This is a genomic window from Pseudomonas sp. AP3_22 TE3818 (genome assembly GCF_053628995.1).
Window position 1 is genome coordinate 988,611 of the sequence record NZ_JBRJHL010000001.1, and the last position, 21,402, is coordinate 1,010,012.

Consider the following 21,402-nt stretch of genomic DNA (forward strand, 5'->3'; position numbering starts at 1 on the left):
TGCTCAAAAGGAAGGTGACCCATGCGTATAGACCGTTTAACCAGCAAATTGCAGTTAGCGTTGTCCGATGCCCAATCCCTGGCTGTCGGCCACGATCATCCGGCCATTGAACCGGCGCACTTGATGCAAGCCTTGCTCGAACAGCAGGGCGGCTCGATCAAGCCGCTGTTGATGCAGGTGGGCTTCGACGTCAACAGCCTGCGTAAAGAGCTGACCAAAGAGCTCGACCAGCTACCGAAAATCCAGAACCCGACCGGCGATGTGAATATGTCGCAGGATCTGGCACGCCTGCTCAACCAGGCCGATCGTCTGGCGCAGCAGAAGGGCGACCAGTTCATCTCCAGCGAGCTGGTGCTTCTCGCCGCCATGGACGAGAACAGCAAGCTCGGCAAGCTGTTGCTCGGCCAGGGCGTGAGCAAGAAAGCCCTGGAAAACGCGATCAACAACCTGCGTGGTGGCGAGGCCGTCAACGACCCGAACCACGAGGAAGCACGCCAGGCCCTGGACAAGTACACCGTCGACCTGACCAAGCGCGCCGAAGATGGCAAGCTCGATCCGGTGATCGGTCGTGACGATGAAATTCGCCGGACCATCCAGGTGCTGCAACGTCGTACCAAGAACAACCCGGTGCTGATCGGTGAGCCTGGCGTGGGTAAAACCGCCATCGCCGAAGGTCTGGCCCAGCGCATCATTAATGGCGAAGTGCCGGATGGCCTCAAGGGCAAGCGTCTGTTGTCCCTGGACATGGGGGCGCTGATAGCCGGTGCCAAGTATCGCGGTGAGTTCGAAGAGCGCCTGAAATCCCTGCTCAATGAACTGTCGAAGCAGGAAGGGCAGATCATCCTGTTCATCGACGAACTGCACACCATGGTCGGCGCCGGTAAAGGCGAAGGCTCGATGGATGCGGGCAACATGCTCAAGCCGGCCCTGGCCCGCGGTGAGCTGCACTGCGTGGGCGCCACCACGCTGAACGAATACCGCCAATACATAGAGAAGGACGCCGCTCTCGAGCGACGTTTCCAGAAAGTGCTGGTGGACGAGCCGAGCGAAGAAGACACCATCGCCATCCTGCGTGGCCTGAAAGAGCGTTATGAGGTTCACCACAAGGTGGCCATCACTGACGGCGCGATCATTGCGGCGGCCAAGCTCAGTCATCGCTACATCACTGACCGGCAGTTGCCGGACAAGGCCATCGACCTGATCGACGAAGCCGCCAGCCGCATCCGCATGGAGATCGACTCCAAGCCTGAAGTGCTGGACCGTCTGGAGCGTCGCCTGATTCAGCTGAAGGTGGAATCCCAGGCGCTGAAGAAAGAAAGCGACGACGCGGCGAAGAAGCGTCTGGAAAAACTGCAGGAAGAAATCGCTCGTCACGAGCGTGAGTACTCGGATCTCGAAGAAATCTGGAACTCGGAGAAAGCCGAAGTCCAGGGTTCTGCGCAGATCCAGCAGAAAATCGAGCAGTCCCGTCAGGAACTGGAAGCGGCCCGCCGCAAAGGTGACCTGAACCGCATGGCCGAGTTGCAGTACGGGGTGATCCCGGATCTGGAGCGCAGCCTGCAAATGGTCGATCAGCATGGCAAAAGCGAGAACCAGTTGCTGCGCAGCAAGGTGACTGAAGAAGAGATCGCCGAAGTTGTGTCGAAGTGGACCGGTATTCCGGTGTCGAAAATGCTCGAAGGCGAGCGCGACAAGCTGATGAAGATGGAAAGCCTGTTGCACCAGCGTGTGATCGGCCAGGATGAAGCGGTGGTGGCCGTTTCCAACGCGGTGCGGCGTTCCCGTGCCGGGTTGTCCGACCCGAATCGCCCGAGCGGCTCGTTCATGTTCCTCGGCCCGACCGGTGTCGGTAAAACCGAGCTGTGCAAGGCGCTGGCCGAATTCCTTTTCGATACCGAAGAGGCGATGGTGCGGATCGACATGTCCGAGTTCATGGAGAAACACTCCGTGGCTCGCCTGATCGGTGCGCCACCGGGCTACGTGGGGTATGAAGAGGGCGGTTACCTGACCGAGGCCGTACGTCGCAAGCCGTATTCGGTGATCCTCATGGACGAAGTCGAGAAGGCGCACCCGGATGTGTTCAACATCTTGCTGCAAGTGCTCGAAGACGGCCGTCTGACCGACAGCCATGGCCGCACGGTGGATTTCAAGAACACCGTGATTGTCATGACCTCCAACCTGGGGTCGGTACAGATCCAGGAACTGGTCGGTGACCGTGAGGCGCAGCGCGCGGCGGTGATGGATGCGATTTCCAGCCACTTCCGGCCGGAGTTCATCAACCGGGTCGACGAAGTGGTGATTTTCGAGCCGTTGGCGCGGGATCAGATCGCCGGCATTACCGAGATCCAGTTGGGTCGTCTGCGTAGCCGCCTGACCGAGCGCGAGCTGAAGCTTGAACTCAGCCCTGAGGCCATGGACAAGCTGATCGCGGTCGGTTACGACCCGGTGTACGGCGCGCGGCCGCTCAAGCGCGCTATCCAGCGCTGGATCGAGAACCCGCTGGCGCAGTTGATTCTGTCCGGACGGTTCATGCCGGGCGATACCGCTCACGGTGTGGTGGAAAACGACGAAATCGTCTTCGTTTGATCCATATCGGCAACAAAATCGAAAAGGCCTCGCATAACGAGGCCTTTTTTTCGTTAGGCTGTTGAACTCAAAGGAAAAGGCTTGTAAAGTGCGCCCCGCAGTCAGTCACCCGCCAGGGTTTCCGCTCCCCAAGCAGGAATCCAAAATAAGTTGCAAATCATTAACTTGAAAGCAATTTAGGGGGTTGACAGAGGTGCTGAAGATTGTAGAATAGCGCGCCTCAGACACACGAACGCAGCGATGCGAACGGGTCGAAGAGAACGCAGTAAAGCTTCAAAGTTGTAAATTGAAATGTGTAGTTCCGTGATAGCTCAGTCGGTAGAGCAAATGACTGTTAATCATTGGGTCCCAGGTTCGAGTCCTGGTCACGGAGCCAATTTCAAACCGGGGTATAGCGCAGTCCGGTAGCGCGCCTGCTTTGGGAGCAGGATGTCAGGAGTTCGAATCCCCTTACCCCGACCATATTTGGGTCGTTAGCTCAGTTGGTAGAGCAGTTGGCTTTTAACCAATTGGTCGTAGGTTCGAATCCCACACGACCCACCATTTTTGAAACCAGTTAGCGCTGGAATCGAATCTTAAGATCAGACGCCAAAAGCTCTGTTCGCAGAAGGCGCCTTTCGAAGGTGCCTTTTTTTTACCGGGGTATAGCGCAGTCCGGTAGCGCGCCTGCTTTGGGAGCAGGATGTCAGGAGTTCGAATCCCCTTACCCCGACCATATTAAAAATCCTCGTATCGAAAGATACGGGGATTTTTTTTGTCTGCGAAAAACGCTAAAGCATGCATGAACACCATTGAAACCTGTGGGAGCGTGGCTTGCCCGCGATGGCGTCGGGCCAGTCGACATCTTTGTTGACTGACATACCGCCATCGCTGGCAAGCCAGCTCCCACATGGTTTGCTTTAGTGCAGCTTCAGGCGCGGCTCGGTCCCGCGACCGATCTTGCTGCCCAACATCAGCATCGCCGTGCGGAACGGCCCGTACAGCGCCATCTGGTGCATGCGGTACAGCGACACGTAGAACATCCGCGCCAGCCAGCCTTCGAGCATCACGCTGCCGGTGAGGTTGCCCATCAGGTTACCCACAGCCGAAAAACGCGACAGTGAGATCAGCGAGCCGTAGTCGGTGTACTTGTACTCCGGCAGGGGCTTGCCTTCGATGCGCAGTTTCAGCGATTTGGCCAGCAACGAAGCCTGTTGGTGAGCGGCCTGGGCGCGCGGTGGCACATTGCGGTCGCTGCCCGGTTGCGGGCAGGCGGCGCAGTCGCCGAAGGCGAAGATGTTCTCGTCGCGGGTGGTTTGCAGGGTCGGCAGCACCTGCAGCTGATTGATGCGGTTGGTTTCCAGGCCATCGATGTCCTTGAGGAAACCCGGCGCGCGAATCCCCGCAGCCCAGACTTTCAGGCTGGCCTTGATTTCGTTGCCGTCGGCGGTGATCAGGCTGTCGGCCGTCACTTCGCTGACCGCGGCATTGGTCATGACGTTGACCCCGAGTTTCTCGAGGGTTTTATGCACAGGTCCGCCAATCCGCTCCGGCAGCGCTGGCAGCACCCGTGGACCGGCTTCGATCAGGGTGATGTGCATGTTTTCCGGTTTGATCCGGTCCAGGCCATAGGCCGCGAGCTCATGGGCGGCGTTGTGCAGTTCGGCGGCCAGCTCGACCCCGGTGGCACCGGCGCCGACGATGGCCACGCTGATTTGTTCGACCGCGTCGGTCTGACCCGCGTGTGCACGCAAATAGTGATTGAGCAGTTGCTGGTGGAAGCGTTCGGCCTGTTTGCGGGTGTCGAGGAACAGGCAGTGTTGTGCCGCGCCCTGAGTGCCGAAATCGTTGGTGGTGCTGCCGACGGAGATCACCAGCGAGTCGTAAGGCACTTCGCGGGCCGGCACCAGTTCCAGGCCGGCCTCGTCGTAGGTGGCGGCGAGCTGGATTTTTTTATTCGCGCGATCGAGCCCGCTCATGCGCCCCAACTGGAACTCGAAGTGGTTCCATTTGGCCTGGGCGACATAGTTGAGTTCGTCTTCGGAAGAGTTAAGGGAGCCGGCCGCCACTTCGTGCAACAAGGGTTTCCAGATGTGGGTCAGGTTGGCGTCGACCAGCATCACACTGGCCGTACCGCGCTTGCCCAGAGTCTTACCCAGGCGGGTAGCCAACTCCAGACCGCCGGCGCCGCCGCCGACAATGACAATACGATGGGACATGGGGATAACTCGCAAGGCTAAAAGAAATCGTTACAGTCAACCGCGCGAGCGCAAGGCAGCTCATAGCGTCAGGTAACTGATAAGTCGGCTCAACAGGCCCAGACCAATGGTCACTGCCAATACCAGGACAAGGAGCATCCACGGCCGGAAAGGCCGGCGCTCGACTTGGTGCTGGGACAACTGCAGGTACTCTTCGACATGCTTTTGGTCGTCGGGGTTCAGGCGGCTGGTCATATCGGGCCTCGTCAAAGGTAGACGTTGCTGAATGTGTAGAAGCTACAGTGTTTTTACCCAGGGTTGAACGCAGCATAGCCGCTGTCTGGAACGGGTTCGACGCTGACGATATCGTCCAGGCGAATGATTCCACTTTGTAACACCCGGGCAGTGATTCCGCCATGTCCGCGCACGGCCTGAAAGGTGCCGATACCCAGGTTTTTTTCAAGGCGCGCGCAGGGTTGGCACCAGCCGGTGGTTTCGAACGTTGCCTGGCCAATCCGGAAGCGGCGGCCCTTGAGGCTGAACAGGTTGATGCCACTGATAACGAGATTGCGCCGCAGATCTTCAGGCCGGACCGGATGATCCTGTGCGCGCCCCATCAGCGAACTGATCACCGCCAGATGCTCCCACTGAATCAGCGTGACCTGTCGCGCATTGCGCACGCCGGGGCGGGCGTGGTCGCCGGTCAGGCCGGCCTCCAGGCGCGCTTCCACGGCATCGAGTTCAAGCATTGCCGAACGTGATTGCGGGCGCACGCCGATCCAGCGTACACGACCTTGTTGCGGCACCTCGGCGATCAGCGCCTGCAGAGGGCTCACAGGCTGATCCCGACGTCAAAGACAATGCTGCGCCCCAGGTTGCTGCGCAAGAAGTCCGGCGCATCCGGGTGAGCGAACAGCACGCGGGCGAATGTCGGCCCGACCAAGGACAGCGAACGCCAGCCCTGGCGCAGGTACTCGGTCGGCGGTGGGAAATGGCTGTTGAGGTCCAGTACTTCGCGTTTGAGGCTAGCGAAGGCAATGATGTCCAGTTCACCCAGATCCATGCCGCGCTCTTTGTAGTTGTGCGCTTTTTTGCGCAAGGTCGGCGCCAATCGCAGCAAGAACTCGTTGGCGGGGATGCGTCGTGGCTTAGCCTCGCGGCGTACCAGCTGGCTCAGGGAAAACGCGCTGCGTCGGCGTTGCAGTTCGTCGCGCCATTCATCGTTGAGGCGCCGGCCCTCGTCGAGCACGAAGAACACCTCGAAACTGGCATCGCGAAACAACACGTCCGGCGGCTCTCCGGCGGGGGCGAATTCATCGGCACGATAGGGAATGTTCAAACCTTGCAACAGGCGCTGGCACACCCAACGCTCACGCTCCCATTTGCGGGCATTGGACAAAAACGCGTTGGCTTGCTCGGCCGCAATGGTCAGCAGGCGTAAGTAATCTGAGTCATCCATAGGCCCAAGCTTAGCGTTCAATTGCGACAAGCAGAAAGCGTTAAGCATCAATCAGCATCGCTGGGCACACGGAACGGGCGGTGTAGACTGATGGCCATTACGCGCCTGTGATTGAACAAGGGGGTTAAGGTGAAATATTGGTCGCTATTGATACTCAGTCTGCTGCCGCTGTGGGCCAATGCGCTGGAGGTCGGCGAGCGGCTGGCGCCATGGACTTTGCTTGACCAGTTCGATCAGGCCTTCACCCTCGACAGTCGCACTCAGACGCTGCTGGTGGCGCGCAGCATGGAAGCGGCGAAACTGGTCGATGCGGCGTTGCAAGGTCAGCCCAAAGGCTATCTGGAGGCTCGGCACGCGGTCATTCTCGCGGACATCCAGCGAATGCCACGCCTGATCGCGAAAATGTTCGCAGTGCCGGCCATGCGCGATTACTCCTATCGGGTGATGCTGGATCGTGAAGGTCGTGTCGCACCGCGTTACCCCGGCGCTGTGGATAAAGTGTTGTGGTTACAGCTCAAGGATGGTCGATTGATGGACCAGCACGAATACGCCACGGCTGCGCAATTGCGTGAAGCGCTGGAGACGTCTGGCCCATGATCGGCGCCGAGCTGCTGTCACCGCAGAGTCTGACAGTCGGCTGGATGATCTATGTGCCGGTGCTGCTTTGGGCGATGTGGCGCGCGCCCTGGGTTGAACTGTTCACCGACAGCCGTCGCCAGCATTTATTGTTCGGCACGGTGTTCGCGTTGTTCATGCTGTGGCTGGTGCGGCGCGACTTTGATACCGGCGTGTCTTACCACTTCATCGGCATGACAGCGGTGACGCTACTGCTGGACTGGCCGCTGGCGCTGCTCGGCGGTTTGGTTGCACAAACGGGGCTGGTGCTGCTCGGACGCCAGGACCTGGCGGCGGTCGGGGTCAATGGTGCGTTGTTGATTGCGCTGCCGGTGCTGGTCACAGAGTGCTGCGCGATCCTGGTGGAGCGGGCGCAGCCACGAAATCCCTTCGTGTATATCTTCGTTTCCGGATTCTTTGCCGCCGCGCTGTCGGCGTTGCTGTGTCTGCTGCTGGCTCTGTGGTTGCTGTGGTTCGATGAGCGTTTCGAGATGCCGTATTGGCTCGAGGATTTTGTCGGATATCTATGGCTGATCATTTTTCCCGAAGCGTTTATCAACGGCATGATCGTCAGTGCGCTGGTCGTGTTTTGTCCGGAGTGGCTTGAGACGTTCAACCGCACCCGCTACCTCTCGGCACCCTGGAAGGACGACGATCCCAAGCCCTGAAATCGTCGACCCGGTGGATCAGTGGCGCGGGTCGAAGTCACCGCTGAACATCTCGTCCTCGGCATCGGGAGCCACTGGAATCTTGTGTTCTTCGGACGCCCAGGCGCCCAGGTCGATCAGTTTGCAGCGATCGGAGCAGAATGGCCGGAATTTGCTCTCGGCGGTCCATTCCACAGGGGCGCCACAGGTTGGGCATTCGACGGTTGTTGGTTGGCTCATGACTGGCCTCCACGCAAAGTAAGATAAAAATGATGCAGGCGTTCGACCTCGCTGTGCAGCCAGGCAAGGTCGCGGTCGTTGACCACGACGTCGTCGGCATGGCTCACGCGATCCTGGCGGCTGGATTGGGCCTTGAGGATCGCCTGGACTTGCTGCTCGCTGGTCTGGTCACGGAGCAGGGTGCGTTCGATCTGCAATTGTTCCGGGGCATCGATCACCAGCACCCGTTGGGTCATGGCGTACTGGCCGGACTCGATCAGCAGCGGCGATACCAGAATCGCATAAGGTGATTTTGCCAGCGCCAGGTGATGAGCGATTTCCTCGCCGATCAGTGGATGCAGGAGGGCCTCCAGCCAGCGGCGTTCTTCTGGCACTTCGAAGATCAATGTGCGCAGCGCGGCGCGGTCCAGCTGTCCGTCGGCCTGCAACACGCCGGGGCCGAAGTGTTCGGCGATTTGTGCCAGTGCCGGGCGGCCGGGTTCAACGACCCAGCGAGCGGCATGATCGGCGTCGACCACATGCACGCCCAGATCGATGAAGTGTTGGGCGGCCGCGCTTTTACCGCTGCCGATGCCGCCGGTCAGGCCGAGAATCCAGGGTTTTTCCACAGGGGTATTCATTTCAAACCGACATACTGCCAATAGAGGTCGGTTATTTGACCACCCCAGAGCAAGGCAATCCAGCCGGCAATGGCCAGATAGGGACCGAAAGGGATCGGCGTCGAGGTTTTTGCATGGCGCAAGCGCAGGGTGATCAGCCCGATGATTGCTCCCACCAGCGAGGACAGGAGGATGGTCAGCGGCAAAATCTGCCAGCCACCCCAGGCGCCCAGCATCGCCAGCAGCTTGAAATCACCGTGACCCATGCCGTCCTTGCCGGTGATCAGCTTGAACAGCCAGAACACCGACCACAGCACGCTGTAGCCGGCTATCGCCCCCCACAGCGCCTCGTGCAACGACACGAACAGGCCGAAACTGTTGACGACCAACCCCAGCCACATCAATGGCAGCACCAGTACGTCCGGCAGTATCTGATGTTCGGCGTCGATCAGGCTCATCGCCAGCAATCCCCAGCTCATGACCAGCACCAGGCAGGCCGGCCAACCGAAGCCGAAGTGCCAGGCAACAAACGCCGATAACAGGCCGCAGGCCAATTCGGTCAACGGATAACGCGGGCTGATCGCCGCTGCGCAGGCTGAACAACGGCCGCGCAAAAATACATAACTGAGCAGCGGGATGTTTTCCCAGGCGCGGATTCGGTGATCGCAGTGCGGGCACTGGGAGTGGGGCAGCAACAGGTTGTAGGTCGGCAGCGGCGTTTCGCCAGGCAGCCCGAGAATGTCATGGGCCTGCTCACGCCAATCGCGCTCGAGCATTTTCGGCAGGCGCCAGATCACGACATTGAGGAAGCTGCCGACCAGCAGGCCGGTGATACCTGCGAGAAGGACAAAGGCCAGCGGAGAGTGAATCAGGATTTCATTCAAGGGCATGTCAGATCGCTGAGCCAAGTTGGAAGATGGGCAGGTACATGGCAACTACCAGTCCACCGACGATAACACCCAGCACCACCATGATGAACGGCTCCATCAGACTGGTGAGGTTATCAACCATGTTATCGACATTCTCTTCGTAGAACCCCGCGACTTTGTCGAGCATGGCGTCCAGGGTGCCTGACTCTTCGCCGATGGCCGTCATCTGTATCGCCATGTTCGGAAAGACGCCGGAGGTACGCATGGCGAAATTCAATTGCATGCCGGTCGAAACGTCCTGCCGGATGCGCAACACAGCGCGCTTGAACACGCTATTGCCGGTCGCGCCGGCCACTGATTGCAGGGCCTCCATCAGCGGCACGCCGGCAGCGAAAGTGGTCGACAGTGTACGGGCAAACCGGGCCACGGCGGACTTGTGCATCAGGGTGCCCACCAGCGGCAGTTTCAGCAGCCAGGTGTCCATCCGGTCACGCAAGGCCGAGGACTTCCCGAGGGCGTGGCGCACGCCGAAGGCCATCGTGAGCAGCGCGCCAAGGACCGCCCACCACCAGGCCTGCATGAATTGCGACAGGCCAATGACCATCACGGTGAAGGCCGGCAGTTTGGCGCCGAAGCCTTTGAACACCGACTCGAACTGCGGCACGACATTGACCAGCAGAATCCCGGTGACAATCGCCGCGACGAATACCACCACCAGCGGGTAGGTCATGGCTTTTCGGATCCTGGCCTTGAGGGATTCGCTTTTTTCCTTGTAGGTCGCGACCCGCTCCAGAAGGGTGTCTAGGGCACCGGCCTGCTCGCCGGCATCCACCAGGTTGCAATACAGCTCATCGAAATACCGGGGCTTCTTGCGCAGGGCGGCGGCGAAGCTGCTGCCTGCCGCAACTTCCTGTTTCAGTTCGTCCACCAGCGTGCGCATGGCCGGATTGTCGAAGCCCTCGCCGATGATGTCGAAGGACTGCAACAACGGCACGCCCGCCTTCATCATCGTCGCCATTTGCCGGGTGAACAGGGCAATGTCCTGGGCCTTGATACGCTTGCCCATGCTGAAAACCGATGGGTTTTTTTTGCGAACCTTGCCCGGACTGATGCCTTGTTTACGCAGTTTCGCCTTGATCAGCGCCGGGTTTTGAGCGCTGAGTTCGCCGGTCACTTTTGTGCCTTTGCGGTCGATGCCTTCCCATGCATATACGCTGATTTTCGCTGCCTTGACCGCCATGTTCAGTCCTGGGTATTCCGATTGAGTTGCTCTTATAGCCTAGTCAAAGGATGGGGCCAAACCCGCCAGGGTGATGTGACAAAAAACGTCAGATAGTACTGATCCTGGTAGTGGGTAAGGGCTTCGCAACCACCACACCCACTGCCAACAGGGGCTTCCGGCCTTGGCACAGGCTGTGCTGCCATGGGGCAGGTCATGAGCCTTCGACTCATGCATGGAGCTTGTACATGAACAATCAGAAAGGTTTTACCCTGATCGAGTTGCTCGTCGTGGTGGCGATCATCGGGATCCTGGCAACACTGGGCCTGCCGATGTATTCCAAGTACCAGGCCCGGGCCAAGGTCACAGCGGCGCTGGCCGAGCTGACTGCGATGAAAGTGCCGTTCGAGGATGTGGTCAATCAGGGGGAAACTCCGACCATTGCCAACGTGGCGCCCGCCGGTGAGGCATCGACCACCCATTGCACCCTGTCTGTGACGGCTACAACGCCGGAGGGAGCGGGATCAATCGTTTGTACGTTGCACAATGCCCCGGGGGTGGTCCAGGGCAAAACCGTCACCCTGACACGGGACGAAACCAAAGGCTGGTCGTGCAAGAGCAGTGTTTCCCCGGATTACTTGCCTAAAGGGTGTTCCGGTTCTGCGGCATGAAGTACTGAATCAGTCCCCGCTTTTGCGGGGTTTTTCCTGTTTGTCGACCGGTCGTCAAAAGCCGCTCATAAAGCTCAGAAATTTCAGCATCTTAGGAACTTTTCATAAACCCGCAACTTGCATGCAGTGTTTGTGCATCTCGTGCATTTTGCATGATTTCGAAAATTGGCTTATTTTATAACTTGTTGATTTGTAAGGTTTTATCCTTGTTTTCAAAGTTGGCACAGCGTTCGCAATATCCTTGGTAACCCTGCCGACAAGACACCCGGCAGACTTTCCGAAAAACAGGAGTTACTCGTATGAAGAAGTTCGCTATCACTGCCGCTGCTGCTACCGCGCTGACCCTGACCATGGCCAACGCCGCGTTTGCTCAAACCACCCAGGCAACCCAGTCGCCAATGGTGTTGGCTGCCGGTGAGATGACCGAAGCGAAAGAAGCTACTTCCGATACCTGGATCACCACCAAAGTCAAAGCTGACCTGATGACCGAAAAAGGCATTCCAGGTAGCGACATCAAGGTTGAAACCAACAAAGGTGTGGTATCGCTGTCGTCGACCACCGCCGTTACCGATTCGCAAAAGGAAATGGCTGTGGCCATCACCAAGAAAATCAAAGGCGTCAAGGCGGTCTCCGCTGACGGCCTGAAAGCCGAGTAAGGCACGACTTCTCGCCTGGACCGGGAGAAGGCGCGACAGACGAGCCGAGTCATACGTCTGTTGCAACCTGAGTGTTCATGCGAAGGGCCAAACGGATGTTGGCCACCACAGGCCCCGCGCACTTTTGCCGGGCCTGTTTTATGTGTAGCGCTGAAAACCCAATGTGGGAGCGGGCTTGCTCGCGAAGGCTGACTTACATTCAACATATGCGTTGAATGAAAGACTGCTTTCGCGAGCAAGCCCGCTCCCACATTGGATAGTGCCGGTTAATTGCCGCGTTTGCTGGTGATCTGTTTCAGCCGATTACCTTCGAACCGCAAGTATTGATACATGCCGCCATTCGGTCCGTAGGTCCATTCCTCGACCTGAAACTCCTCGCGCCGGTCTGCACTGCGCTTGTAACCCAGCAGGTCGCGACTCACCGGTTCACCGCATTTCTGCAAGACCTCACTCGAGCGATCACCAACGCTGATCAATTGGCTGCCGCAGCGCAGGGTATCGGCCGCCCAGGCCTGGCTGGCGGATAGCGCCAGGACCAGGCCTGCCAGCCGCCGCATCATCACTCGGCATCCAGATGCATCGGTGTCACCACGCGGCCGTCACTTTCCGCTTCGCCCAGATTGGCGTCGATGAAGTACACCCGCTCATCTTCCAGTTTGGCCTTGTCGACCAGGTAATCCTTGATGCTGCTGGCGCGCTCCTGACCCAGTTGACGCAACAGTACGTCACTGGAGCTCCAGAATTTGATCACCTCGGCGCGCATTTTCGCGGTGCGCTCTTCCTTGCCCAGGTCTTTCCATTCGGCAGGGGGCTGGGTTTTAAGGCGGGTGCGGTAGATACCTTCGAGCAACGGGCCTTTTTCCCCGTCCGGCACTTCCAGCAACGAAGCCTGGGCCGGGACCTTGTCACCGCGTCGCTGGAGCATTTTGTAGTAGTTGTACTGGTATTCCCGTTCCAGGCGTTGTTCGGCGATCAGCGGGCCATCGCTGCTCTGGGCGGCGGTGCCTTCGATTTCCAGGCGCAGGGCCGGGCGTTCCTTGAGCGCATTGGAGAGTTTGTCCAGGGCGCCTTCGGCGTCCTTGCCCAATTCGCTGGAACCCGCCGCGAATGAAACGCTGCCCAGGTCTTCCGAACCGCCACCGTTGACCAGCCCGCCAATGAGTTTGAACGGTGCCGCCGCGGCTTTGACGATCAGGTTGCGCAGGGTCTGCCAGATAATCGGCATGACGCTGAACTGAGGGTTGTTCAGATCGCCGGTGACCGGCAGCTCGATGGAGATCTTGCCGTCGACGTCCTTGAGCAAGGCAATGGCCAGTTTCAGCGGCAGGCTCACGGCATCCGGGCTGTCGACTTTTTCACCCAGTTGCAGTTGCTCGACCACCACTTTGTTTTCGGCTTTGAGCTGCCCCTTGGTGATCTGGTAATGCAGGTCGAGATTGAGCCGGCCCTTGCGGATACGGTAGCCGGCGAACTTGCCGGAGTAGGGGGTCAGCGTGGTTAGTTCCACGCGCTTGAAGCTGGTGGCGATGTCGAGGCTGGCCATCGGGTCGAACGGATTGACCGAGCCCTTGATGGTCACCGGCGCGTAGCGGTCGACCTTGCCCTTGACGTCGACACTGGCCGGTTTCGGCTGGCGGCTGTCGATGGTGCCGATCTGCCCGTTGAGTTGCTGGATGGCGGTGGCGAAGTTCGGAGTCAGGCTGAAGTCGGCGAAGTTGGCCGAACCGTCATTGATGAAAATGCCGCCGATGTGGATGCCCAGCGGTTTTTCGTTGCTTGTCGGTTTGCTTGCTGCCGGTTTTGCCCCGGAGTCCGCCGGTTGCGGAATCAGCAGATCGTCGATGTTGGTGGTGCGATCATCGTTGATCATGAAACGCGCATAGGGCTGGAACAGGTTGACCTTGTCGATCGACAGGCTGTCCCCATGCTGATAGTTCAGGCCTTCGACCACGACCTGTTGCCACTTGAGGAAGTCGCGGGTTTTCAGGGTGTCCAGGGTATGCAACTGATCGACCTGAGCGCGACCGGTGACGTTGAAGGCCAGGGGGTCGGTGCTTTTCAGGTTGACCGCCAGATCGCTGCCGAGCATGCCGCTGCGCAGTTCCAGGCGAATGAATGGTGTGATGTAGGACTGGGCAACCCGCAGGTCGATGTCCCTGGTCTGCATCTTCAGCCTGGCGCTGACCGGGGCCAGGTTGACCTCGCCGTCGGCCATGATCTTGCCTTGCTTGCCCACGCCGGTATCGAGCTTGAGGGTAAAGGGCGAGCCGTTGAGGCTGTCGAAGTTTTGCAGGTCGAGGTTCAGCGGAGCCAGGTCCAGGGCGACGGCAGGCTGTGCCTTGCGGTCAGCCAGATGCACCTTGTAGTCGCGCAGTTGCACATCCTTGATCAGCACCTGCCAGGGTTTGTCGGGTGCGCCCGGTTCAGGTTTCGGTGAGTCTGCCGCCGCCGGAGTGCTGGCCGGTTCTGCATCCGCCTTGGCTTTGGCGGTGGATTTTGACGGTTGGCTGGCGAACAGTTTCTGCCAATCGAGTTGGCCGTCCGGTTCCAGCGCGGCCCAGGTTTCCAGTTTGTGGCTGCGGATCTTGCCGACCACCACTTGCTGCTTGGCCAGGTCCACCGTGGTTTCGCTGACGTCCAGACGCTCAAGCTTTACCAGCGGCCGGCCATCCGGCGCCTTGATCGCGAAGGGGGCGACAGTGACCGCTACATTGCTCAACAGCAGCTCGGTTTGCTTGGACAGACTGAGTTTGTAGTCGGTGCTGATGCTCATGATGCCGCTTTCGAGGTCCAGTGGCACGGCATCGCGCACATAGGGCCAAAAGGCTTTCATCTTGCCATCGGTGATTTTCAGCTTACCTTCGGAGGCGATCGGGATCAGGCTGAAATTGCCTGTCCAGTCGATCTGTCCGCCGTTGGGGCCGACGGCCACCAGGGTCATGTCGGCGCTGTCATCGGGCAGGGTGCTGAGGTTCTTCAGCTCGAAATCGAGGGAGTCGTAGAGAAACTCGATGGGCTCGCTGGGCCGGGCGTCTTCAAAGTGCACGGCGCCGCCGGCCAGCTTGATCCGCTCGATGCGCAGCGGAAACGGCTGGGCGTTCGGGTCGGCGGGCGTGGGCTCGCTTTCTGGCAGTTTGAACAGCCCAATCAGATTGAGCTTGCCGTCCTTGCCAAACAGGATTTCGGTCTTGGGCTTGTCCAGTTCGACATCGGACAGGTGCACCGCCTTGCTCCACAGGCTGTCGAGTTGCAGATTGGCGTACAAGCGTTCGAAAGCGACCTGCTCCTTGCCAGGCTCGCCGATGTTCAAGCCCCAGAGGGTCAGTTCAAGGCTGAACGGATTGAACTCGATCCGCTGGATCGTGGCAGGGGTGGTGGCGTAGTTGGCCAGTTGCTGGTTGGCAATGCGCAACGCCACACCCGGTAATATCAGAAAACCCAGCAAGCTGTAGAGAGCCAGAGCAGTCAACAAGGCGCCGATGGCGCGAATCAATCCTTTGTACATGTGCGGCTTCATCTGTCTGAATCGGAGTGCCTTGGAGTATGGCACGCGTTTCCGGTTCCGAAGTGATTGACCTGCCTAGGAAGTTTCAGATTTCTCCGACAGCTGTCAGAGCTGCAGAATCAGGGTTTTCAGCGGTGGTTGCTGATCCATCGACGGGAAATCGGCGCCTGGTTTCATCACGCTCCACTCACGCACCGGCCGCCCGGCCTTCTCTGCGCAACGCAAAACCTGCTCGCGCCAGTCGTCCATGCTGACTTTCGCCAGGTTGTTGCAGCAGATCAGCACGCCGTTGTCGGCGGTGGTCAACAAGGCCGGCTTGAGCAGGCTCTGATAGTCGCGCAGCAGATCGACTGTGCCGAATGCGCTCTTGGCCCAGGCGGGAGGGTCCAGCAGTACCAGATCGTACTGGCGCTGTTCCAGGCGCTGATAGCTCGGCAGTTTTTGCCCACGGCGCTGGCTGATCGGCAGGCCGGCCAGTTGGCGAATGGCCGGGAAGTAGTCGGACTGGATAAATTCCATGGGCGGCAACTGCGGGTTGAGTTGGCCGTTCTCCCGACCGACCGCCAGGTTGCCTTCGGCGAAGTCCAGGTTGCACACCTCGCGCGCGCCGCCGGCGGCGGCACTGAGGCCGACGCCACAGGTGTAGGCGAACAGGTTCAGTACGCTTTTGTTCTTGCTGTGATCCTTGACCCAGCCGCGGGTGTTGCGCAGGTCGAGGAACAGCAGCGGGTCTTGTCCGGCATGGCGGCCTCGCACCCGATAGTTCAGGCCCCATTCGTGACCAACCAGGTCTTGCAGGGCGGCTTCGTCGGCGCGGTAGACGATGTCTTCACGATCGATGCGCGAGTTGCCGCGGGAGCGGTCGTTGTAGACCAGCAGGGTTTCAAAGCCCAGGTACTGGTTGATCGCGTCGTGCAGTTGCAGCAGCGCCTCGCGCTCCAGCGGCTGATGGAAGCTCTGCACCAGCAATTGCGGGCCGTAGCGGTCGATGGTCAGGCCACCGGCCCCTTCCTGGCTGCCGTGGAACAGGCGATAGCAGTCGGTGCCCTGCTGGTGCAGTTCGGCGAGCAGGTCCTGGCGTTGATCGAGGGCGGCGCGCAGCGCCTGATTCAAGGAAGACATGCTGGGCGCCTTGCAGGAGAGAATTGGGCGCGGGAGTTTAACACTGTGGCGAGGGGGCTTGCCCCCGTTCCAGTGCGTAGCACTGGCAAAGTTTCGGAAACGCTCGAGAGCTGGGGGCCGCTTTGCAGCCCAACGGGGGCAAGCCCCCTCGCCACAGAAAAAATCGCAGCAATACCTGCTAGGTCAAGATCCCCATCCGTCGCTTGGCCCGATGCACCGATCCATTACGCACCGCCCAGCGCAGCATTGGCGCGCTGCGATTGACGCTGGCGCGGATCAGCTTGCGTTGCAGCGGGTTCTGGCTGACGCCGAGCATATCACTGGCCCAGTCCGGCAGCAGATCGATCCCCGCCTGCATCATCAGGCCGCCGAACGGCCTGGCCAAACGACTGGGAGAGGGCGCGTTCAACAACAGGCGCAGCACCTCACGGCTGCGCTCGTCGCACAGCAGTTGCGGGCGGATGCGCTCAAGGTAGTCGGCAATCGCCTGCCGCGAACGGGGCACATCCCGGGCACCGAGACGCTCGGCGACCAAGGCGATCTCTGCGTAATAGCGATCCTGGTCGTCAGGGGACAGATGCGGGTTGCGATAGCGCAAATGCGCGGCGAGGAAATTGCTGACCTCGGCGACGTGCACCCAGGTCAGCAGATCGGGATCGCTGGCGGCATAGGGGCGTCCATCCGGCGCCGTGCCGGTCACCTGCAAGTGAATGGTGCGAACCTTCTCGATCAACCAGTCGGCGTCTTGCCGCGAACCGAAGGTGGTGCCGGAGATGAACTGCCCGGTGCGACGCAAGCGACCGAGCATGTCCTCACGAAAATTCGAATGGTCCCAGACCCCTGCCAATGCCAGCGGGTGCAGGGCCTGCAGCATCAGGGCGCTGATGCCACCGATCAGCATGCTGCTGAAATCGCCATGGACTTGCCAGCTCACCGAGTCCGGTCCGAACAGCCCGGGGTCGCCCTTGGGGTTTTCCAGGTCGAGCTTGCCCAGGGACAAACCGGTCAGGCTCATGATCTGGGTTTCGATGCGGGTACGGATGAATTCCATGGCAACTCGATTGGGAAATTGAACTGCGGGCATCGTACAACGCCAGTCATTTTCCTGTAGGAGCCGGCTTGCCGGCGAAAGCGTCCTTGAGATCGCCATCGCCGGCGAGCCGGCTCCTACGAAAAGCTATTGATTCAGGCGTTTATCGATCAGCCCCTGCACCACGCTCGGGTCGGCCAGGGTCGAAGTATCACCCAGACTGTCCAGTTCGTTGCAGGCGATCTTGCGCAGAATGCGCCGCATGATCTTGCCTGAGCGGGTTTTCGGCAAGGCCGGCGCCCACTGGATCAAGTCCGGTTTGGCGAAATTGCCGATTTCCTTGCCGACCAGGGTCAGCAATTCCTGCTTCAGTTCATCGTTGGTCTCGACGCCGTTCATGGGCGTGACAAAGACATAGATACCCTGGCCCTTGATGTCGTGGGGGTAACCGACCGCAGCGGCCTCGGCAATGCTGTCGTGCAGCACCAGGGCGCTTTCCACTTCGGCGGTGCCGATACGGTGGCCGGACACGTTGATCACATCGTCGATGCGCCCGGTGATCCAGTAGTCGCCATCTTCATCGCGCCGCGCGCCATCACCGGTGAAGTAGTACCCGGGATACGGCTTGAAATAGGTGTCGACCATGCGCTGTGGGTCGCCATAGACGCTACGGATCTGCGCCGGCCAGCTGGATTTTATGGCCAGTACGCCGCTGCCGGCGCCTTTGATTTCCTTGCCTTGCTCGTCGAGCAGCACCGGCTGCACACCGAACATCGGTTGTGTGGCGCAACCGGGCTTGATTCGTTGGGCGCTGACCAAAGGGCTGAGCATGATGCCGCCGGTTTCGGTCTGCCACCAGGTATCGACGATCGGGCAACGTTCTTCGCCCACCTCATGGAAGTACCACTCCCACGCTTCCGGATTGATCGGTTCGCCGACCGTACCGAGTACCCTGACGCTGGCGCGGGAGGTTCCCTTCAACGCGGCGGGCCCTTCGCGCATCAACGAGCGCAGGGCCGTCGGGGCGGTGTAGAAAATGTTCACCTTGTGCTTGTCGATCACCTGCCAGAAGCGCGAGGTCGTCGGGTAGCTCGGCACGCCCTCAAAGATCAGCGTGGTCGCGCCGTTGGCCAGCGGACCGTAGACGATGTAGCTGTGGCCAGTGACCCAACCGACGTCGGCGGTGCACCAGAAGACTTCGCCATCGCGGTAGTCCAGCACGTACTTGAAGGTCATCGCCGCCTGCAGCAGGTAGCCGCCGGTGGTGTGCAGCACGCCTTTGGGTTTACCGGTGCTGCCGGAGGTGTAGAGGATGAACAGCGGGGCTTCGGCGTCCATCGGCTCGGGCGGGCAATCGGCGCTGGCGTCGCGCAGGGCCTGCTGGTACTTGATGTCCCGTCCTTCGGCCCAGTTCACCTGTACATTTCTGCGCTCGACCACCAGCACGGTGCTCACGTTCGGGCAGCTCTGCAGCGCCTTGTCGACGTTCTGCTTGAGTGGCACGGGCCGGCCGCCGCGCACGCCTTCGTCGGCGGTGATGACGGTGCGGCAGTCGGCGTCGAGAATGCGGTCGCGCAATGAGTCCGGGGAGAAACCGCCGAACACCACCGAGTGCACCGCGCCGATGCGGGTGCAGGCAAGCATGGCGTAGGCCGCTTCGGGAATCATCGGCATGTAGATGCACACGCGGTCGCCTTTTTTCACGCCACGGCTTTTCAGCACGTTGGCCAGGCGGCAGACGTTTTCATGCAGTTGTTTGTAGGTGATCGATGTCGAGTCGGCAGGGTCGTCGCCTTCCCAGATGATGGCGACCTGATCTCCGCGTTTCTCCAGGTGCCGGTCGATGCAGTTGTAGCTGACATTCAATTGCGCACCGGAAAACCAACTGGCCTCACCGGTTTTCAGATTGTAGCGCTGGACGGTTTCCCAGGGAGCGCTCCATTCGAGAAAGCGCGTGGCCTGTTCGGCCCAGAAGGTGCTGGGGTGTTCAATGGATTCGCGGTACAGCCGCTGATAGTCGTCTTGACTCAGTTGTGCAGCCCGGCGGACGGCATCGGCTTTGGGGAACTTGCTGATATCGAACATGACGGTTCCTTATTCTTGTTTTGCGACAAGAGGGGAGCTGCGCGACCCTCGTAGGAGCTGGCTTGCCAGCGAGGCGGTGTATCAGTCGACAATAATGTTGACTGATACACCGTGATCGCTGGCAAGCCAGCTCCTACAAGATTAGTACCGTCGTAGGTTTGGCGTTAAATCACCCGCGGTGACGACCGCGGAAGTAGTTGATCAGCCCTTGAGTCGAGGCGTCCTCGGCCGGGGTTTCTTCACTGCCGACCAGGCGGTTGTAGACACCCTTGCCCAGCTCTTTGCCCAACTCCACGCCCCACTGGTCGAAGGCATTGATGCCCCAGATCACGCTTTGCACGAAGACTTTGTGTTCGTACATCGCCACCAGTGCGCCGAGGCGACGCGGGCTGATGCGCTCGACCACCAGGGTGTTGCTCGGACGATTGCCCGGGATCACCTTGTGCGGCGCGAGTTTGTGTACCTCGGCTTCGCTCATGCCTTTGTCACGCAGCTCGGTTTCGGCCTCGGCCAGGGTCTTGCCGAGCATCAGCGCCTGGCTTTGCGACAGGCAGTTGGCGTACAGCCACTGGTGGTGGTCGGACACCGGGTTGAAGCTGACGATCGGCACGATGAAGTCGGCCGGAATCAGTTGGGTGCCCTGGTGCAGCAGCTGGTGGTAGGCGTGCTGACCGTTGCAGCCGACGCCGCCCCAGATCACCGGCCCGGTGTCGGTGGACACCGGCTTGCCGTCCTGGCGCACGCTCTTGCCGTTGGATTCCATGTCCAGCTGTTGCAGGTGCTTGGTGATGTTACGCAGGTAGTGATCGTACGGCAGGATCGCGTGGCTTTGCGCACCCCAGAAGTTGCCGTACCACACGCCGAGCAGGGCCAGCAGCACCGGCATGTTCTGTTCGAACGGTGCGCTCTGGAAGTGCTGGTCCATGGTGTAGGCACCGGACAGCAGTTCCTTGAAGTTGGACATGCCGATGGCCAGGGCAATCGGCAAGCCGATGGCCGACCACAGTGAGTAACGGCCGCCGACCCAGTCCCACATCGGGAAGATGTTTTCTTCGCGAATGCCGAACGCCACTGCGGCGGCGTTGTTGCTCGATACCGCGATGAAATGGCGATACAGCTCGGCTTCCGAACCACCCTGGGCCAGATACCAGGCACGGGCGGCCTGGGCGTTTTTCAGGGTTTCGAGGGTGTTGAAGGATTTCGACGAAACGATGAACAGCGTGGTCTCGGCGCGCAGCTTCATGGTCAGTTCGTGGAACTCGCTGCCGTCGATGTTCGCCAGGTAATGGCAACGCACGCCTTTCTGGGCGTAGGACAGCAAGGCTTCGGACACCAGTTCCGGGCCGAGGAAGGAGCCACCGATGCCGATGTTCACCACGTCAGTGATCGGCTTCTCGGTGTAACCGCGCCACAGGCCATCGTGGATACGGCCGACGAGGTCGGTGATCTGGTTCAGCACCTTGTGCACTTCCGGCATCACGTTGACGCCATTGACCGACAGCTTGTCGCCGACCGGGCGGCGAAGCGCGGTGTGCAGGGCTGGACGGCCTTCGGAAGCATTGACGATTTCGCCATCGAACAACGATTTGATCGCGCCCTTGAGGTCGACTTCGTTGGCCAGGCCCACCAGCAGGTTGCGGGTCTGGGCGTTGATCAGGTTCTTCGAGTAGTCGAGAAACAGACCGCAGCTGCTGAGGGTGAATTGAGTAAAGCGCTGCGGGTCGGCGTTGAAGGCCTCCCGCATGCTGAAATCCTGCATGGCTTGGCGGTGGTCATTCAGTGCTTGCCAGGCGGGCAGAGCGGTCACGTCGTGAGGGGTGCGGTAATACGCCATCGCTGCGGGTTTCCTTTTTACTTGAACGGCTTTTTGAACACTAAAAAGCCCGGAGCGCTGCGGGTGGGCGTCCGGTCAACTGCGTCGA

At 59.9% G+C, this 21,402-nt stretch carries 19 protein-coding genes and 4 tRNA genes; 9 read left to right on the forward strand and 14 right to left on the reverse strand.

Going from position 1 to position 21,402, the window contains the following annotated elements:
* The first annotated feature begins 21 nt into the window (after positions 1-21).
* The 5 genes from clpB to AB7M25_RS04755 all read left to right on the forward strand — a co-directional run bounded on the left by clpB (position 22) and on the right by AB7M25_RS04755 (position 3,301).
* On the forward strand, positions 22-2,586 hold the full coding sequence (gene clpB, locus AB7M25_RS04735; protein WP_104451414.1) for an ATP-dependent chaperone ClpB: 2,565 nt from the start codon (positions 22-24) through the stop codon (positions 2,584-2,586).
* 300 nt (positions 2,587-2,886) lie between these two features.
* A tRNA-Asn gene (locus AB7M25_RS04740) sits at positions 2,887-2,962 on the forward strand.
* A gap of 9 nt (positions 2,963-2,971) precedes the next feature.
* Positions 2,972-3,048: transfer RNA gene (locus AB7M25_RS04745), tRNA-Pro, on the forward strand.
* Positions 3,049-3,053: 5 nt separating this feature from the next.
* Positions 3,054-3,129 (forward strand) — tRNA-Lys (locus AB7M25_RS04750).
* Between the two features lie 95 nt (positions 3,130-3,224).
* Positions 3,225-3,301: transfer RNA gene (locus AB7M25_RS04755), tRNA-Pro, on the forward strand.
* A gap of 184 nt (positions 3,302-3,485) precedes the next feature.
* Here AB7M25_RS04755 and AB7M25_RS04760 read toward each other — a convergent pair.
* The 4 genes from AB7M25_RS04760 to AB7M25_RS04775 are packed head-to-tail and all read right to left on the reverse strand — an operon-like array spanning position 3,486 to position 6,222.
* Positions 3,486-4,784: an NAD(P)/FAD-dependent oxidoreductase gene (locus AB7M25_RS04760; RefSeq protein WP_007970529.1), complete on the reverse strand. Its 1,299-nt coding sequence runs from the start codon at positions 4,782-4,784 to the stop codon at positions 3,486-3,488.
* A 60-nt stretch (positions 4,785-4,844) separates the two neighbouring features.
* Positions 4,845-5,018: a DUF3094 domain-containing protein gene (locus AB7M25_RS04765; RefSeq protein WP_007970531.1), complete on the reverse strand. Its 174-nt coding sequence runs from the start codon at positions 5,016-5,018 to the stop codon at positions 4,845-4,847.
* A 53-nt stretch (positions 5,019-5,071) separates the two neighbouring features.
* The gene (locus tag AB7M25_RS04770; RefSeq protein WP_429383751.1) at positions 5,072-5,599 is read right to left on the reverse strand and encodes an MOSC domain-containing protein; all 528 of its coding nucleotides are present in this window, start codon (positions 5,597-5,599) and stop codon (positions 5,072-5,074) included.
* Positions 5,596-6,222, reverse strand: coding sequence for a DUF1780 domain-containing protein (locus AB7M25_RS04775; RefSeq protein ID WP_007970534.1), 627 nt, complete (start codon positions 6,220-6,222; stop codon positions 5,596-5,598). The genes AB7M25_RS04770 and AB7M25_RS04775 overlap by 4 nt, the downstream gene beginning before the upstream one ends.
* A 129-nt stretch (positions 6,223-6,351) precedes the next feature.
* Here AB7M25_RS04775 and AB7M25_RS04780 point away from each other — a divergent pair, with 129 nt between their 5' ends.
* Both AB7M25_RS04780 and AB7M25_RS04785 read left to right on the forward strand, forming a co-directional pair.
* Positions 6,352-6,819, forward strand: a complete 468-nt coding sequence (locus tag AB7M25_RS04780) for an FAD/FMN-containing dehydrogenase (RefSeq protein WP_429392084.1) — start codon at positions 6,352-6,354, stop codon at positions 6,817-6,819.
* Entirely contained in the window at positions 6,816-7,505 is a 690-nt protein-coding gene (locus AB7M25_RS04785) for an energy-coupling factor ABC transporter permease (protein ID WP_429383747.1), read from the forward strand. The genes AB7M25_RS04780 and AB7M25_RS04785 overlap by 4 nt, the downstream gene beginning before the upstream one ends.
* A gap of 18 nt (positions 7,506-7,523) precedes the next feature.
* On the opposite strand, the gene yacG is transcribed toward AB7M25_RS04785, so the two are convergent.
* Genes yacG through AB7M25_RS04805 form a run of 4 tightly spaced genes read right to left on the reverse strand, consistent with a single transcriptional unit; the run spans position 7,524 to position 10,432 of the window.
* On the reverse strand, positions 7,524-7,724 hold the full coding sequence (yacG, locus tag AB7M25_RS04790) for a DNA gyrase inhibitor YacG (protein ID WP_007970539.1): 201 nt from the start codon (positions 7,722-7,724) through the stop codon (positions 7,524-7,526).
* Complete coding sequence (gene coaE / locus AB7M25_RS04795; protein ID WP_429383744.1) at positions 7,721-8,344, reverse strand: dephospho-CoA kinase; 624 nt, start codon at positions 8,342-8,344, stop codon at positions 7,721-7,723. Before coaE ends, yacG begins: the two co-directional genes overlap by 4 nt.
* Positions 8,341-9,213: a prepilin peptidase gene (locus AB7M25_RS04800; RefSeq protein ID WP_429519025.1), complete on the reverse strand. Its 873-nt coding sequence runs from the start codon at positions 9,211-9,213 to the stop codon at positions 8,341-8,343. Before AB7M25_RS04800 ends, coaE begins: the two co-directional genes overlap by 4 nt.
* A gap of 1 nt (position 9,214) precedes the next feature.
* Positions 9,215-10,432: a type II secretion system F family protein gene (locus AB7M25_RS04805; RefSeq protein WP_429383740.1), complete on the reverse strand. Its 1,218-nt coding sequence runs from the start codon at positions 10,430-10,432 to the stop codon at positions 9,215-9,217.
* A 227-nt stretch (positions 10,433-10,659) separates the two neighbouring features.
* Here AB7M25_RS04805 and AB7M25_RS04810 point away from each other — a divergent pair, with 227 nt between their 5' ends.
* Both AB7M25_RS04810 and AB7M25_RS04815 read left to right on the forward strand, forming a co-directional pair.
* A complete protein-coding gene (locus tag AB7M25_RS04810; RefSeq protein WP_429383738.1) occupies positions 10,660-11,082 on the forward strand; it encodes a pilin in 423 nt (140 codons plus the stop codon).
* Between the two features lie 299 nt (positions 11,083-11,381).
* Positions 11,382-11,738 (forward strand): BON domain-containing protein, encoded by a 357-nt coding sequence (locus AB7M25_RS04815; protein ID WP_056728649.1) that lies wholly within the window; start codon positions 11,382-11,384, stop codon positions 11,736-11,738.
* A 266-nt stretch (positions 11,739-12,004) separates the two neighbouring features.
* On the opposite strand, the gene AB7M25_RS04820 is transcribed toward AB7M25_RS04815, so the two are convergent.
* The 6 genes from AB7M25_RS04820 to pgi form a co-directional block, all read right to left on the reverse strand.
* Positions 12,005-12,298, reverse strand: a complete 294-nt coding sequence (locus AB7M25_RS04820) for a DUF2845 domain-containing protein (protein WP_104451422.1) — start codon at positions 12,296-12,298, stop codon at positions 12,005-12,007.
* Positions 12,298-15,255 (reverse strand): DUF748 domain-containing protein, encoded by a 2,958-nt coding sequence (locus AB7M25_RS04825; protein WP_454237029.1) that lies wholly within the window; start codon positions 15,253-15,255, stop codon positions 12,298-12,300. The genes AB7M25_RS04820 and AB7M25_RS04825 overlap by 1 nt, the downstream gene beginning before the upstream one ends.
* Before the next feature lie 93 nt (positions 15,256-15,348).
* Positions 15,349-16,365 carry a class I SAM-dependent rRNA methyltransferase gene (locus AB7M25_RS04830; protein WP_102701622.1) on the reverse strand — a complete coding sequence of 339 codons (1,017 nt, stop codon included), beginning with the start codon at positions 16,363-16,365 and terminating at the stop codon, positions 15,349-15,351.
* A 178-nt stretch (positions 16,366-16,543) separates the two neighbouring features.
* On the reverse strand, positions 16,544-17,416 hold the full coding sequence (locus AB7M25_RS04835) for an oxygenase MpaB family protein (RefSeq protein WP_429383733.1): 873 nt from the start codon (positions 17,414-17,416) through the stop codon (positions 16,544-16,546).
* A 126-nt stretch (positions 17,417-17,542) separates the two neighbouring features.
* Positions 17,543-19,480, reverse strand: coding sequence for an acetate--CoA ligase (acs, locus tag AB7M25_RS04840; RefSeq protein ID WP_454237030.1), 1,938 nt, complete (start codon positions 19,478-19,480; stop codon positions 17,543-17,545).
* Between the two features lie 169 nt (positions 19,481-19,649).
* Positions 19,650-21,314 (reverse strand): glucose-6-phosphate isomerase, encoded by a 1,665-nt coding sequence (gene pgi, locus AB7M25_RS04845; protein ID WP_429383729.1) that lies wholly within the window; start codon positions 21,312-21,314, stop codon positions 19,650-19,652.
* Between the last annotated feature and the right edge of the window lie 88 nt (positions 21,315-21,402).